This is a genomic window from uncultured Draconibacterium sp. (genome assembly GCF_913063105.1).
GTDB lineage: Bacteria > Bacteroidota > Bacteroidia > Bacteroidales > Prolixibacteraceae > Draconibacterium.
The window spans coordinates 1-16389 of record NZ_CAJXYQ010000011.1 but is presented as its reverse complement, the minus strand read 5'-3'; the positions used below and the strand labels follow the sequence as shown (position 1 = coordinate 16389).

At 40.5% G+C, this 16389-nt stretch carries 11 protein-coding genes and 1 tRNA gene; 10 read left to right on the top strand and 2 right to left on the bottom strand.

Going from position 1 to position 16389, the window contains the following annotated elements:
* Window positions 1-24: 24 nt before the first annotated feature.
* Genes QZ574_RS11855 through QZ574_RS11830 form a run of 6 tightly spaced genes read left to right on the top strand, consistent with a single transcriptional unit; the run spans window position 25 to window position 10519 of the window.
* Window positions 25-3192, top strand: coding sequence for a glycoside hydrolase family 2 TIM barrel-domain containing protein (locus QZ574_RS11855; protein WP_297089705.1), 3168 nt, complete (start codon window positions 25-27; stop codon window positions 3190-3192).
* Window positions 3189-4313: a glycoside hydrolase family protein gene (locus QZ574_RS11850; protein WP_297089703.1), complete on the top strand. Its 1125-nt coding sequence runs from the start codon at window positions 3189-3191 to the stop codon at window positions 4311-4313. Before QZ574_RS11855 ends, QZ574_RS11850 begins: the two co-directional genes overlap by 4 nt.
* 7 nt (window positions 4314-4320) lie before the next feature.
* Window positions 4321-5424 (top strand): glycoside hydrolase family protein, encoded by a 1104-nt coding sequence (locus tag QZ574_RS11845; RefSeq protein ID WP_297089702.1) that lies wholly within the window; start codon window positions 4321-4323, stop codon window positions 5422-5424.
* On the top strand, window positions 5424-6863 hold the full coding sequence (locus tag QZ574_RS11840) for a sulfatase (protein WP_297089701.1): 1440 nt from the start codon (window positions 5424-5426) through the stop codon (window positions 6861-6863). The genes QZ574_RS11845 and QZ574_RS11840 overlap by 1 nt, the downstream gene beginning before the upstream one ends.
* A gap of 42 nt (window positions 6864-6905) precedes the next feature.
* A complete protein-coding gene (locus QZ574_RS11835; protein WP_297089700.1) occupies window positions 6906-9230 on the top strand; it encodes a hypothetical protein in 2325 nt (774 codons plus the stop codon).
* A 2-nt stretch (window positions 9231-9232) separates the two neighbouring features.
* A complete protein-coding gene (locus tag QZ574_RS11830; RefSeq protein ID WP_297089699.1) occupies window positions 9233-10519 on the top strand; it encodes a hypothetical protein in 1287 nt (428 codons plus the stop codon).
* A 119-nt stretch (window positions 10520-10638) separates the two neighbouring features.
* Here the strand turns inward: QZ574_RS11830 and QZ574_RS11825 are convergent.
* A tRNA-Pro gene (locus QZ574_RS11825) sits at window positions 10639-10713 on the bottom strand.
* A gap of 177 nt (window positions 10714-10890) precedes the next feature.
* Here QZ574_RS11825 and trxB point away from each other — a divergent pair.
* The 3 genes from trxB to QZ574_RS11810 all read left to right on the top strand — a co-directional run bounded on the left by trxB (window position 10891) and on the right by QZ574_RS11810 (window position 14204).
* Window positions 10891-11892, top strand: a complete 1002-nt coding sequence (trxB, locus tag QZ574_RS11820) for a thioredoxin-disulfide reductase (protein WP_297089698.1) — start codon at window positions 10891-10893, stop codon at window positions 11890-11892.
* Between the two features lie 245 nt (window positions 11893-12137).
* The gene (locus QZ574_RS11815) at window positions 12138-13277 is read left to right on the top strand and encodes a universal stress protein (protein WP_297089697.1); all 1140 of its coding nucleotides are present in this window, start codon (window positions 12138-12140) and stop codon (window positions 13275-13277) included.
* 168 nt (window positions 13278-13445) lie between these two features.
* A complete protein-coding gene (locus tag QZ574_RS11810; protein WP_297089696.1) occupies window positions 13446-14204 on the top strand; it encodes a GDSL-type esterase/lipase family protein in 759 nt (252 codons plus the stop codon).
* Window positions 14205-14512: 308 nt separating this feature from the next.
* Here the strand turns inward: QZ574_RS11810 and QZ574_RS11805 are convergent, their stop codons facing one another.
* Window positions 14513-15823, bottom strand: a complete 1311-nt coding sequence (locus QZ574_RS11805) for an MATE family efflux transporter (protein WP_297089695.1) — start codon at window positions 15821-15823, stop codon at window positions 14513-14515.
* Between the two features lie 219 nt (window positions 15824-16042).
* Between QZ574_RS11805 and QZ574_RS11800 the strand changes: the two genes are divergently transcribed.
* On the top strand, window positions 16043-16389 hold a 347-nt coding region (locus QZ574_RS11800; protein ID WP_297089694.1), incomplete at its 3' end, for a superoxide dismutase.

The window sequence follows — 16389 nt, the reverse complement described above, 5'->3', positions numbered from 1 at the left end:
ATTGTAATTACAAAACAAAACAAGATGAATAGATTCGTAATTTTTGCATTAAGTGTAATCGTATTCTTAAGCTCATGTAATAATGAGGATAAGCATATTGATGAGCAACTTTCGTTAAATGGTCATTGGAAGTTTTACGCCATTTATGGCGAAGGTTCCAACTACATGAATATCCGTGAAACCGAAAATGATATCGTAATTGATAACATTGATGAAAATGTACAAGTTAAGGGCAATTGGAGCACGTCTGATTTCGGTGCGGTTAATTCAAAGTTTCACGGTGAAAACTATTTGCAACATTATTTTTCCATAACCGATCTTGAAAATGCAGACAGGAACGATGATTCTAATGTTCGGTTTTATCCTAATTTCGAAAAAACGGGTTACTACGAGGTGTTTACAAAATACCCCTTTGTATCTCACATGACAGCTCAATACAACGTGAAACACGCAAAAGGCATTTCAACCAAATATTTTAATCAGCGGGTGTTTTGTGGCGAATGGAACAGCCTTGGCATTTTTGAATTTAATAGCAACGATGATAATTATGTTGAAGTAACAGCGATAGTAAGTGGTGATGTTGCTGCAGATGCGGTAATGTTTCGCGAAATTCCCAAAGAGAAGTATTTAAATGCAAAAGAAGAACCCCGCCAGGTTTTTCTTAGCGATTTTGATGATTCTGATTGGCACAACTTAAGCGTTCCGGGGCACTGGGGAATGATTAATGAGTACTCGAACTATACCGGAAAAGGTTGGTATCGGAAAACAATTCATCTTCCAAAAAACTGGAAAAAAGATGCAAGCGACAGGTACTATTTAAAATTTGGTGGTGTTTATCATCTCGCAAAAGTTTATCTCAACGGTAAGTTTATTGGAAGAAACAGGGGAGGATTTACGCCTTTCGAATTTGACGTGACGGATGAACTAAATTTCAAGGGGAAAAATGTTATTGCAGTTGAAGCCGATAACAGCGCAATTGTTAGTGCCACCTGGAATTGGGGCGGTATAATCCGGGATGTTACTCTAAGCAAAAACAAAGATGTTAGAATCGATTATCAATATATTCATGCCGACCCCAACCTGGAAACAGGGACAGCCAATATAAAACTAAAGGTGAGGGTTGAAAACAACTCTGACAAAAAAAGAACCATTACAGTTAGTTCTAAATTATTGGATGAAAAGGAAATTGGCGCCTTGGCGGGTTCTGTTGAGATTGAACCTAATTCGCGAAAAGATATTCATCTTGAAACTGTTTTAAATGCTGAAAATGTGGAATTATGGCATTTTGATAATCCTAAGCTGTATCAAGTTCATACTACAATCTCAGAGAAGAATAATAAATTAAATAATAGGAGTGACAATTTTGGAATCCGAAAAGTTGAACTGACAGATTCTAAAATGTTGCTGAATGGCGAGCCTGTTCGTTTAGCCGGTTTTAACCGGGTAAGCGAGAGCCGTTTCTGGGGATCTTCTGAGCCACTGGAGGTACTGGAAGAAGATGTGGATTTAATGAAAGAAGCAGGAGCCAACTTTATGCGGATTATGCACGGCACTCAAAACGAAAAGTTGATTGACTTATGCGATAAAAAAGGAATTATGCTTTTTGAAGAGGTTAATGTTCGGGATTTGGATAACGATGAGTTTCGTGCAAATTATTATCCACTGGCGAAACTTGAAAAAGAAAAAGGAATTCAATTAAAACCGGAAGATGAAGAAATTTTGATGTTTGACGAGCCTTATGTTATGCTGACAGAAAAGCATGGCATGGAAATGACGGATAAAAACTATTTTCTTGCCAAATATTGGTTAAAAGGGATGATTGAACGCGACATTAATCACCCAAGTATTATTGGCTGGAGTGTTGGTAATGAGTTGAATAATCATTTTGAATACGGCGAAGCCGCCATCGATTATGTAAAAACGGAATTAGACCCATATCGTTTGGTAACCTGTGTGAGCAACTCGGGGCAAAAAGAAGAATATACACCGGAAACCGACCCCAATACTTTTGTTGATTTGATTATGCACAATATGTATGGCTGGCAGGGCAAACCACAGGACATACTTAATGCGTTAAGAACGAAGTGGCCCGAAAAACCGGTTTTTATTTCCGAATTTGGTTTCGATCCGTGGCCATCAACAGCTTTAGATGCCGATAAAGAAATATTCTCAGAGTGGACCAATCATTTCAGACATAAAAATGAGTTTGTAATCGGAACATCCATGTGGACCTTTAACGATTACCGAAGCGCTTATGCCGGAACAACAGCCGAAGAAAACCGTGTTTGGGGCGTTATTACTACCTGGCGACAAAAACGCCGTTTATTCAAGCGCATAAAGCAGGAACATGCGCCTGTTCTGGATATTGAAATTTCAAACATCGATTTTGATAAAAATTCGGCTGATATTCGTCTGCCAATTCGTAGCGAAAGTGATTATCCGAGCCACGCCATGCGCAATTATAAACTGGTGTATCAGTTTACAAACAGCCGGGGCGAGACTGTTTTTGAGAACGCAAAAGAATTACCCGATTTAAAACCTGCCGACAAGCAATGGAACGGTACAATCACCTGGGAAAATTTACCTGCCGATGTACTCGACCTAACCATAAGCCTTGTAACGCCAACAAATTATTCGCGCCTCGATAAAACCATATCGTTCAAAAACGCCATTACTCCTAAAATTACAGCACTTATTCCCGGCAAAAGCGCTGTGCGGGTGCTTTTCGGGCATGTGCCCAATGCAAGCGAATACTTTGTGCGTTATTCAGCCGATGGTGAAAAAGAACAAGAGTCGTACAAAACAATTTCAAACTATATTGATGTTACTGGTTTAGAAGAAGGAAAAACATATCGCGTTAAACTATTTGCCCTAAACGATAAAGGGCAAAGCAAGCCCTCTGATATGGCAAAAACAGCCATTGTAAATAAACCTTTACCACCAATTATCTGGGATTCTTTTATCACCGATAACAAACTGGTAATTGGCTATTCAAGCGATTTTGCTGATGGTATTTACACCATAAAATATGGAACTTCAAAAGATCAGTTAGACAAAACTTTTAGCTCTAATGTAAGAGGCATGGTGTCAATTGATTTGAATGGAGAAAAAGAGCTTTATTTTAAAATGAAAAGAACCCTTGGAGGCGAAGAAAGTAATTGGTCACAACTTGTTAAAACAAAATCAAAATGAAAAGAAACTTGCTATTTATAATGGCGGCTGTTTTATTATTAGCAGCATGTGCGGGTAAGCAAAACAAGCAAAAATCAGGTGAACTGCTGGGTGGCAAAAAAGCTGATTTAAAAATTGAATTTGAGAAAGTACCCTCAACAGCAAAATTTATTAACGACACCATCAGCATTTGGGGAGGTTCGCTTATAAAAGGCGAAGATGGTTTATACCACATGTTTTACTCGCGTTGGAAAAAGGAGCTGGGCTGGGTTTGGGAAACACATTCTGAAATAGCCCATGCTGTTGCCGAAAGTCCGTTTGGACCCTTTAAGCATGTAGAGGTTGCTCTACCTATTCGCGGTGCCGAATACTGGGATGGACTATGTACGCACAATCCAACCATTCATAAATTCGATGGGAAATACTACCTCTACTACATGGGCAATACCGGCGATGGGAAAATATACAGCAGGCCGGGAAAGATTCAGTTGAATCCGGTTCACCGGAATAATCAGCGCATTGGCGTAGCTGTTGCCGATACTCCTAACGGTCCGTGGAAACGTTTCGATAAACCGTTGGTTGATGTTAGCCCCGATAGTGCAGCACTGGATGCCTTATTGACCAGCAATCCATCGGTTACGCAGCGGCCTGATGGGGGCTACCTTATGGTTTATAAAGCTGTTGGTAAAAAGAAACCCGGCATCTGGGGTGGCCCGGTAGTACATTGTGTGGCAACCTCCGATAGCCCAACGGGGCCATTCGAAAAATACGATAAGCCTGTATTCCAGGCCGAGGGGCACGATTTTCCGGCCGAAGATCCGTTTATCTGGTACCAGGATGGGAAATACCGTGCCATTGTAAAAGACATGCACGGCGCTTTTACCAATGCTGGCCGGTCATTGGTTTTATTCGACTCAGAAGATGGTTTTGACTGGAATCTGGCGAAAAACCCCTTGGTTTCTACCTTGAAAATTGAATGGGAAAATGGCGAAACACAGTATGTCTCTCATCTTGAGCGCCCGCAATTGTACATCGAAGACGGGAAGCCTTTAGCTTTATTATGTGCTGCTGATACAAAAGATGAAAATGGTGTGTTGCACTCGTTTAATGTGCAAATACCGCTAAAACAAAATAATAAATAGAAAAGTTATGAAAACAGTTGGATTGCTGGCAGTGTTAGTCATTATTTTTTCAGCATGTCATCAAGAGGAAAAAGTAATTGAAAATTATAAAATTGAATTTGGCAAAGTGGCCAAACATTCCGCTTTCGACGGAGGAGATAGCCTGAGCCATTGGGGAGGTTCGGTGGTAAAAGGTGATGATGGCTTGTACCACATGTTGTATTCGCGTTGGCCAAAAAACATTGGATGGGAGTGGGTCAACTATTCCGAAATAGCCCACGCCGTGTCAGACTCGCCATTTGGCCCTTACAAATTTGTTGATGTGGCTTTGCCGGAGCGCGGACCCGAATTCTGGGACGGTTCGGCAACCCATAATCCTACGGTTCATAAATTCAACGGCAAATATTACCTGTACTATATGGGTAATTTTGGCGATAAAAAAATTGTAAGTGTTCCGGGTAAGGCAAAAATTAACTGGATGCACCGTAACAATCAGCGCATTGGAGTGGCAGTGGCCGACACCCCAAAGGGCCCCTGGAAACGATTTGATAAACCGGTTTTGGATGTAACACATGGCGACTCAACGGCGCACGATGCACTGATGACGTCCAATCCATCGGTGTGCCAAATGGCCGATGGTAAAATTCTGATGGTTTACAAAGCTGTTGGTAAAAAATTTCCCCTGCCGCAAGGTGGCCCTGTGGTGCACATGGTGGCTATTGCCGACAGCCCAACCGGCCCATTCAAAAAATATCCTGATCCGGTATTTACTTTCGAAGGGGAACGATTTCCGGCAGAAGATCCGTACATCTGGTACCAGGATGGAAAGTACCGCGCCATTGTAAAACGAATTGAACACATCGAGCACAAACGCATTTTTTCCTTGGTGCACTACGATTCGGTTGATGGCATTAACTGGGAAAAAGCCAAATATTTCAAGATCTCCGATCGTACGCTTACCTGGGAAGATGGCAGAGTTATTCAATACGACCACCTCGAGCGCCCACAGGTTTTAATTGAAAATGGAGAACCAATAGCTTTGATTTGTGCTGCCGATGCGTACGATGAGAATAATGTACGTCAGTCGTTTAATGTGCAAATTCCTTTAATTGTAACTAAAGAAGTGGAGTAATGTTAAAATTCAAAAGCCTTTTTACCGGGTTATTTTTTGCGCTATTATTAACGTCTTGCAGCAAAAACCAACCACAACCAAATATTCTCTGGATTTATTCCGACGATATTGGTTTGGAGTTGGGCTGTTATGGCAACCCCGATGTAAAAACACCTAATATTGATGCACTTGCAGCTCAGGGCGTTCGTTACACAAAAGCTTATACCACTACCTCCGTTTGTTCGTCAAGTCGATCGTCAATTATAACCGGTATGTATCCTACGGCAATTAACAGCCTCGAGCACAGAACCATTAACAAGCTACCTCTTCCGGATCATATTCAACCTGTTACCGAATTTTTTAAAGCAGCAGGTTATTTCTGTTCCAATATGGATAAGTCATTTGAAAAAATGGGTAAAACCGATTTTAATTTTGAAACTGATAATATTTTCGATGCCATAGACTGGAAGGACAGGAATAAAGGTCAACCCTTTTATGCACAGGTTAATATAAAATATCCGCACCGCGATTTTGAACACGACAGCAAACATCCTATTGATTACAAGTCAGTAACAGTTCCTGCTTGTTATCCTGATCACGAATTAATAAGGGCCGATTGGGCCATGTACCTTGAAAGTATTCAGCATTTGGATGAAGTAATAGGTAACATCACCGAGCGCTTAAAAGCGGAAGGCCTGTGGGAAAATACCATCATTTTTTTCTTCGGCGATAATGGCCGTCCGCATTTACGCGATAAGCAATTTCTTTACGAAGGCGGATTAAATGTTCCTTTAATTGTGTACAATCCGTTTACACCTGAAAAAAATAAAGTGAGTCACAAGCTGGTGAGTATGATTGACGTTACGGCAACATCGCTTGATTTGGCGGGAATTCAGGTACCAGAATATATGCATGGACAGGTGTTTTTAGGAGAAAATGCGGTAAAAAGAGAATATGTATATGGTTTTCGTCAGCGATGTGGCGATGCTCCCGATAATATCAGAAGTATAAACAATGGAGAGTTTAAGTTGATTTGGAACCGAATGCCTGAAATTCCCTATATGCAGTTAAGCAGTTACAAACGCTTACAATACCCGGCATTTACTGTATACAAATACCTCCACTCGAAAGGGGAGTTGGGCTACCCATATAATTTGTTTATGGCCAAAAAACGACCCGAATTTGAATTGTATGATTTAAGGTCAGATCCTATGGAATTTAATAACCTGGCCGGTAAAAAGGAATTCAGCGAAATAGAATCGAAACTTAAAATACAGTTGCAATCGGCCTTAAAGGTATATGAGCGAGGGATGATAAGCGAGGATGAGGCAACTATTGCAAAAGCAAAGGAAAGTTCGGCAAAATGGTTTAAAAACGCCATGGCAAATAAAGGTTACACCGGAGAAATAAGCGATGAACAAATGATGGAATATTGGGAAAAAACATTGCTCGAACAATAGCTGAATGGTTAGAATAGAATTGAAAATAAACCAAAGAAAAAGATGAACTATAAACTTGTTTTCATTTACCTGATTATCCTGTTTTTAACGGGAAATAGTTTTGGGCAGACCGATTTTGATTTTGCTGAGATGCTGCCTGAAAAATTTGACAAAGCAAATATTATTGCAGAAGAAGATTATAATGTTTGGGGAACCAATATTTTAAGAGGAAAAGATGGGAAATACCATGCTATTTATTCGCGTTGGTTAAAAAGCCGCGGGCATCATGGTTGGGTTACCCATTCCGAAATTGCTCATGCTGTTTCCGACCATTTAACCGGACCTTATAAGTTTAAAAATTTGGTGCTGCCACCACGGGGTAACGAGTTTTGGGATGGCGATTGTACCCACAATCCGCATGTAATTGAGCACAATGGCAAATACTACCTTTATCACATGGGAAACCGGGGTAGCGGCTATTGGGAGAATACTCCTGATGATCGGATGCCATCGATAAAAGATGACGAAGAATGGTGGGTAAATCGCAATAACCAGCGCATTGGTGTTGCAGTTGCCGACGATTTAAACGGGCCATGGAAACGTTTTGATAAACCACTGATTGATGCCACCGGAGATCGTTGGATGACCTCAACTCCAACCGTTACAAAACGTACGGATGGCAAATTTCTGATGGCCTACAAATACGTAAAAGCCGACCCAAAACATAAAAACGGGAAAGTAATTCATGTTACCGCAATATCGAGCTCTCCCTTAGGGCCTTTTAAAGACACAGACATACCATTTATTACACACCCAACCGCTTCGTTTGCCTGCGACGACCATCTGGAGTGGCTGCATAACGGAAACTTTTATTGTATTGCCAAAGACTCCAGAGGTGTTTGGAGTGATTGCCCCGAGGGATCCACGCTGCTGTTCGAGTCTGACGACATGGGACTACACTGGAAATTAGCCAAAAATCCACTTGCCATTAAAGCCGGCGAAATTAAATGGACAGATGGCACTTCTACCTTTTGCGAACGCACGGCCGATATGCCAAAGTTTTATATGGAAAATGGTGTGCCCAAAGCTTTAATTATTGCCGTGCTTCCTAAAGACAGCGAAATATCATTTTCGCTGGTTATTCCCTTGAAGCAAGCCAAACAAACCACCGAAGCTTTCCCTTACACGGTAAGCCCCGAAAGTACACAACGTCCGTTAAGCGAAGCCATGCAACGCAGTTTTAACAATTATCCCTCGCATGTAAATGCCGAGAATGAGCTATACACACAGTTTAAATACACTCGCTTAAGTGGTTTCGATTACAACGATGGTGATGCTACCATTACCCGCCGCGACCCATCAAAAGTGCTTTATGAAAACGGCAAGTATTACGTTTGGTACACCAAACGCGACACCCCATCGCCACCTGTTGGAACCTTTGCACGCGATACAAAAGGTTTTATTATTGAGGGAAAAGTTCCATGGAATGATACCATCCCTTCCACCGACTGGGATCTAGCTGAAATTTGGTATGCCACCAGCGAAGATGGATTTACCTGGCAAGAACAAGGCGTTGCCGTTCCCCGTCCTCCTAAACCAACTCCCGGATTTCGAGCGGTAGCCACGCCTGATATTCTGAAATACAAAGAAAAATTCTACATTTATTACCAGGCTTTTACCGAGCCCAGTGGTATGCGCGGCGATTACTGCCCTGTGGGTGTAGCTTATTCCGATTCTCCGGACGGGCCATGGACTCATGTTGACAAGGTGGTAATTCCTACCGGTGCAAAAGGCGAATGGGACCAGTTTGCCATTCAGGCACCAACGCCACTGGTGCATAACGATAAAATTTATGTGTATTACAAAGCTGCCTTTAACCGCCCCGGAACAGTGTGGAGTGGGATTGGTTTAGCTCTTGCTGATGATCCCCTTGGACCATTTGAAAAGCATCCGCTAAATCCTGTACAAAATTCAGGACATGAAATTTGTTTTTTCCCCTGGAAAGAAGGGGTAGCATCGATGACGATCAGAGATGGGAGCGAGCATTTCACCATTCAATATGCTAAAGACTGGGTGAATTTTGAAATTATGGCAATTACTGAAATGATGCCTATTGGCCCCAATGCCTATATTCCTGATGCTTTTGCCGATAATAAAAACGGGCGTGGAATAACATGGGGAATTTGCCATTTTAGAAACGTACGCGGACCTAACGGAAAAATGCATTCGGAACTGGCGCGTTTCGATTGCGACCTAAGTCTTGACATACACGACCCCGAAATGAAACACCATAACAACCTTTGGAATCCTGAAGATTATTACCGCTGGGGATTATCCGAAAAACAAAAAGAAAGAATTGCCAGCCAAAACAACCAACAACAGCAATAAATATGAAGCAGCTTGTTCTCAGTGCGCTTGTAATGGCTTTTACAGTAAGTGCGTGTACCAATACAAAAACGAACCATGAACAATCCGGTGTGGTAGGTGAAAATCAAGTTTTTCCGCATAAAATGCCGGAAACAAAACCTGATTTTCCTTTGAGTGCAGCTGCTGAACGCATGTTCGACTATCCGGCACCACGGGTACAGGACAATGAACTGTTTTCTCAGTTTAAGTACACGCGATTGGAAGGTTTCGATTATAACGGAGGAGATGGAACTATTTCTCGGCGCGACCCCTCGCGGCCTATATTTGTGAATGGGAAATACTACATTTGGTATACTAAACGCCAAACAAAAGTACCGCCCATTGGCTGGAACCGGGCAAACGAAGCCACTGAAAAAATTCCTTCAACCGATTGGGATTTATGCGACCTTTGGTATGCCACCAGTCAAGATGGTTTTACATGGAAAGAACAGGGAATTGCTGTTGCCCGCCCCGAAAAACCGGCTTTGGGCTGGCGCTCGGTTGCAACACCTGATATTTTGGTTTGGGAGGGAAAATATTACCTCTACTTTCAGGCCTTTAACGAACCAAGTGGAACTCGTGGCGACTGGTGCCCCATTTCTATGGCTTATGCCGATTCGCCCGATGGCCCCTGGACTCATGTGGGGAAACCGGTTGTACCTTTTGGTAAAAAAGGCGAGTGGGACCAGGATCAAACTCAAGACCCACACCTTATTGTGTTTAAAAATAAAATTTACCTGTATTACAAAGCGGCGTACAACAAATGGCCCGATGTACGCGATAAATATGCAGTCGCTCATGGTCTGGCCATTGCCGATAATCCCTTTGGTCCGTTTGAAAAGCATCCCCTGAATCCGGTATTAAATTCGGGGCACGAAACCTGCTACTTTCCTTTTAAAGAAGGTATTGCCGCCATGGCCATAAAAGACGGAAACGAAGCGCAAACCATGCAGTATGCCGAGGATGGAGTGAATTTTAAAATTGCAGCAACAGTTGAATTAACACCAACTGCCTGCGGTTTTTATACCCCCGATGCTTTTACCGGAACAGATTATGGAAGAGGTGTTACCTGGGGCCTTTGTCATTTTATTAACGCAGGAACCTCTGCAGATAATAAACATTCGATTATTGCCCGCGTTGATTGCGATTTAAGTTTGGATGTAGATGAACCGTGGCTGAAAAGCACCGGGGTGTGGCACCGCCCCGAGGTGTACTTTAAACAAGGCTTAGGAAATCTAAAAAATAAAAGATTAAAGATGCCGAAAAATTAGAGGTGTAATGCCTTGGAATTGGGTGATTGGCAGAAAACAATTCTTGCGTTTTCACGGAATTGATTATTGCAGTAAAATAAAAAAAAGCCATTCGTAATTACAAATGGCTTTCTAATCCGTCGGGATGACAGGATTTGAACCTGCGACCCCTGGTCCCCCAGACCAGTACGCTAACCGGACTGCGCCACATCCCGAATCAGGATTGCAAAAGTAGTGTTACAATTGATTTTTACAAAACTTTTTTAGGGCTTTTGCAACTAATTTTTTATACGTTATAGAAATCAACTATCACAACTTTGTTATTATCGATTGAATTTATGATAATCAATGCACTTTGTTTTGTATTTTTGTCGAACTAAAAATTTACGCAGATGTTTAAACCACTTGATATTAACGAAAACGAAGAAAAGAAAAACCTTGATGCTATGGAGGCAGAACAGGTAAAATGTTTGATTATAGGTTCCGGACCGGCAGGCTATACCGCTGCAATTTACGCAGCACGTGCCAACTTAAATCCGGTAATGTACGAAGGATTGCAACCGGGAGGGCAATTAACCACGACAACGGAAGTAGAAAATTACCCCGGTTATCCGGAAGGAGTTACAGGGCCGGTAATGATGGAAGATCTTAAAAAACAAGCTCAACGCTTTGGTACCGATGTACGCTGGGGAATGGCAACAAAAGTTGATTTCTCGGGCGAAGTGCATAAAGTATGGATAGACGATTCGAAATTGATTGAGGCTGAAACCGTAATTATTGCCACTGGTGCAACTGCTAAATATCTTGGATTGGAAGATGAGAAAAAATATGCAGGAGGTGGAGTTTCGGCTTGTGCAACCTGCGATGGCTTCTTTTATAAAGGAAGAGATGTAGCTGTTGTTGGGGGAGGAGATACCGCAACTGAAGAAGCCATGTATCTTGCCGGACTTTGTAAGAAAGTTTACCTTATCGTGCGTCGCGATGAACTCCGTGCATCAAAAGTAATGGCCGAGCGCACAATGAAAACACCAAACATTGAAATTTTGTGGAAACACCAAACCAAAGGTTTATTTGGCGATAATGGTTTAGTTGAAGGAGCAACACTGGTTAAAAATCTGGGAGAAGAGGGAGAAGAGGAAGTAAAAATTAAAATCGACGGTTTCTTCTTAGGAATAGGCCATCAACCCAATTCAGAAATATTTAAAGATTTTATTGACACCAACGATGTGGGATATATTCAAACAATACCTGGTACCTCGAAAACAAATGTTCCCGGCGTATTTGCTTGTGGCGATGTGCAGGACGATCATTATCGACAAGCAGTAACTGCAGCAGGATCAGGCTGTATGGCTGCTATCGATGCTGAAAGGTACCTTTCTGAAAAAGACGCTTAATTCGTAGCTTTATATAAATTATTAACGGCCGTTTTAGTATTTTAATACTGAAGCGGCCGTTTGTTTTTTTGATCATTCCGGTGACTCTTATCTCAACCTTCCTACACAAATCTGCTTTCTTTTTTAATTGATTCCGTTTGGGGCTTTATGATGAGCTTTTTGGAGTTAAACTTACCACATGCACCGGGTATTTTTGCTGCTGTAAAATTTATAAAAACAAAGTTTAACCATTAAAAAGTAAAGTTATGAAAGTTTTAAGCAGCGTATTATGGGCAGTTGATTTAGCCAATAACCATTCCGAGTCGATTAATAAAATTCGTCTGATATCAGGTAATTTCGGAAACGAAATTATTTTATTACACGTGCTTCCTAAACATATTAAAGGTGGCGCAAGTGCAAAAAAAATTGAAAAATCGGTAAGGTTTGAATTGCAAAATACGATAGTTAGTCAGTTAAACCTGGCTGAAGAGTACAAGGTAAGAATAAGAATAGAGTACGGAAATATTGCCGATCAGATAAACAAAGTTGCTGACGAAGAAAATGTAAATATTGTACTAATAAACAAAGGAAAGACTGAAATTCTGGGAACGAATGGATTGAGTACGTACCGAAAAATTCAAAAACCAATTGCTGTTATTTCCAATATTGAAAGCGCTTCGCAGGCACATATTGTTGTCCCGGTAAACAATTCAAAAGCATCGGCAGTTGCATTAAAATCTGCAATACTGCATGCCCGAAAGTTCGATGCAAAACTGTCGGTTATTTCAGTTTTTGAACCGGTATTATATAGTTCGCCGAGGTTATTACGTCTTGGACTCGATCCTGAAAAAGAGAACAAGCAGCACCACATGAATTTCAAGAGAGAATTGAAAGAATTTTTGCGGCAGTTCGACTTTTCAAATGTGGATGCAGAAGCATATATTTTAAAGGGTAAGGCCGATGAGCAAATAATAAAATTCTGCGATGAGGCAACAATCCTTTATGTTGGAAGTGGTGGAAAATCCGAAATCCAACGTGCATTTCAAGGTTCGGTAAGCGAAAATGTTATACAAAATGTACAATGTAATGTTGTTAGCGTTAAAAACGAAAATGTATTTAAATTACGTATTTCTAAAGGGGGAGAAAATATTGCAAAACATTTTAACAGGGGTAATGAGTTACGCAAACTCGGGTTTAAGCAGGAAGCCATCATTCAGTACAAAGCCGGCTTAAAATTAAACGAATTACATCTTCCATCTATCCAGGCATTGGCCAATGCGTATGATGAGATGGGAGATAAAGAACAAACTAAGCACTATAACGAGCTTTCGCAGTTACTAAAAAACAATTTAACTTATCGAAAGATTGAAGAAGAAGTAAGGCGAAATTTTAAAACTGTAAGTTGATGTTGACAAGCTTTTAAAGCAGCTGTAGCGTAAACTCAAGAGAGTTACATAATAAAAGTGGAAATAAATAATGCGTTGAAATAGTAAAACAATCAACGCATTATTCTTTTATAATCGTCTCCAAATTTTTTACATTTGCTTCTCAGCAATCAACTAAAATTTAATTTAATGAGTATTTCAAGAAGAAATTTTTTGTTCAAATCATCTGCTGGTGTTGTGGCGGCAGCAAGTATCTCTGGAATCGTTTCGGCTTGCGTTACCCAACCTGAAAATAAAAAACAAGCCGTTTTTGCTAAAGATTCAACCATCCTTTTTCAAGGCGATTCAATAACCGATGCCGGAAGAGACAAGCAAAAAGAAGTGGCAAACAGGTCATGGTCCTTTGGTAATGGTTATGCATTGCTTGCGGCATCGCATTTGCTGAATGTATTTCCTGAACAGCAGCTTACCATTTTTAATCGCGGAATTAGTGGGAATAAAGTTTTTCAACTGGCCGACCGCTGGGAGAAAGATTGTTTGCAGTTAAAACCTGATGTTTTAAGTATTTTAATAGGCGTAAACGATTATTGGCACAAACGCAATGGGAATTACGATGGCACCGTTGAAATATATGAAAATGATTACAGGGCCCTTTTAAAACGAACGCAAGAAGCTCTTCCGGGAATAAAACTTATTTTGTGCGAACCTTTTTATGTACTGGAAACCAGAGCTGTTGATAACACATGGATTGAACCCATGAAAAAATACCAGGCAGCTGCCAAAAGAATTTCGGAAGAATTTGAAACCATTTGGGTACCCTTTCAAAAAGTATTTGATGAAGCAGTGAACCATGCACCGGGAACGTATTGGACTCCTGACGGTGTGCATCCATCAATGGCAGGAGCACAGCTTATGGCCGAAGCCTGGTTAAAAGCAGTGGGCGCATAAACGTAAAAAACAAGTTACAGTTTCTATTTTTTACTTGAATGTAATTAAGTTAACATTTTGCATTTCAGGCATATGTGATGTCTGTTTAATATTTGCTGGTAGATACCCGTGGAACTCGCATGATTAATTTATTTATATCCTTTTGTGTTTCTTAGGCCATGCTCCTTTCATACTATTATAATTGTTTGTTTTCAAGGGTATAGTATGGAACTCGCAGTATTTTAATTCTACTCTTGGGTGTAATTAATTTACATGCTCGTTTCATTTTATCTTACTTTTAATGACAGATAAGCTGTAACTTAACTTTTTTATTCTTGCATTTGAATGGGAATAAGTATTCGCTTTTTATAAAGCAATGTAAGAATTACCCCTCGCGAAAACATAAACATAAGCATTCCCAACCATAATGCATGGTTGTTCCAAACCGGATTCAGAAAATAATAGACCGGGGCAAAAATTAAAAAAGTTGAAATTAACAGGCTATTGCGCATCGCACGTGAAGCTGTAGCCCCAATATATATACCATCCCAAATAAAAGAACCAACACTGGCAAACGGAATTAAAATTACCCAATGCAAGAATTGTTGTGCTGTTGAAATTACATCGATTTGAGTGGTAAGTAATTTAAGAATTGAATTGGTTCCTGCCCAATAAACTAAAGTAAATAACAAGGCCAGTACAGCTCCCCAGTAAAGAAGCAGACGGACTACTTTTTTTAAGTTTCCCACTTCTTTTGCTCCAATAAATTTACCGACAAGTGCCTCTCCCGCAAAAGCAAAGCCGTCAATAAAAAAGGAAAAGAACATCAGGAATTGCAGTAGAATAGAGTTTACTGCCAAAATGGTATCGTTAATGCCTGCCGATTTAGATGTGAAAAAAGTAAAAACAATGATGATGCAGAATGTACGAATAAAAATATCAGAATTTACCTTAAAAAAGTTCACCATAAACTTAAGGTCTGTAATACCGGCTCTGGTAACCAAAGCCAGCATTTTACGATATTTTTTAAGAAGTAAAAGTATTGCAGTTATTAAGCCTGCGTATTGCGAAATTGCTGTTCCCATAGCTACTCCGTCTGATTTCATGCCCAGCCCAAATACAAAAAATACGCTTAGCAAAATATTTACAATATTTACCAAAATGGCTATAATCATGGGGTAGCGCGCATTTTGCATTCCTAAAAACCAACCACTAAATACAAAGAGACTCAATGCTGCAGGTGCTGCCCAAATGCGAATTCGGAAATATTCGTTGGCAAGTGTCTCCACCTCGCGGCTACCGCCAATAACTTTAAAGCTTGCCCATGCAATTGGAGCTTGCAACAGCAGAATAAAAATGCTTATTGCCAGTGTAAGTAGCAATGCACGTGCTAAAATGGTAATGGCTTCAGCTGTATTTATTTTACCAAAGGCCTGGGCAGTAAACCCCGATGTGCTCATGCGTAAAAATCCAAAGCCCCAGTATATGATATTAAATATTACACCGCCAAGCGAAATCGCACCAATATAAACCTCTGAACCAAGATGGCCCATCAGGGCGAGGTCTATTAACCCGAGCAGTGGTACAGTGATGTTGCTAATGATATTCGGAATGGCGAGTTTTAAGATGCTCCTATTCATAATTTACAGCTAAAGGCACAAAGTTAATATTATTGAAAAAAGAGCTGAACCCTTTGTTTAAAAGGATTTTTGAACCTTAAATCTCACTTATTAGTTCCGTCTATGAACAATAAAGGATTTCAATGTGTTTTATTATTCAAAAGATTTGGAATAATTCTAAATAGCGCATATTTTTGCTAACAGGAAATTAATATATTTAAATCTTTTAATAATACAAAAATGGCATTTGAATTACCAAAATTAGGATACGATTACAAGGCACTTGAGCCACATATTGATGCAAGAACGATGGAAATCCATCATACCAAGCACCATGCAGGTTACACAACCAACCTTAACGGTGCGGTAGAAGGAACAGATCTTGCGGGAAAATCGATAGAAGAAATTTTAAGTGGTGTGTCTGGTCAATCGGTAGCAGTACGTAACAATGGTGGTGGTTTTTTCAATCACAATTTGTACTGGGAAGTAATTGCACCGGGTGGTGCACCGGCTCCGGAAGGAGTTTTATTAGACGCAGTAAATGATTCATTTGGAAGCATAGAAAATTTTCAGGAAGCCTTCACCAA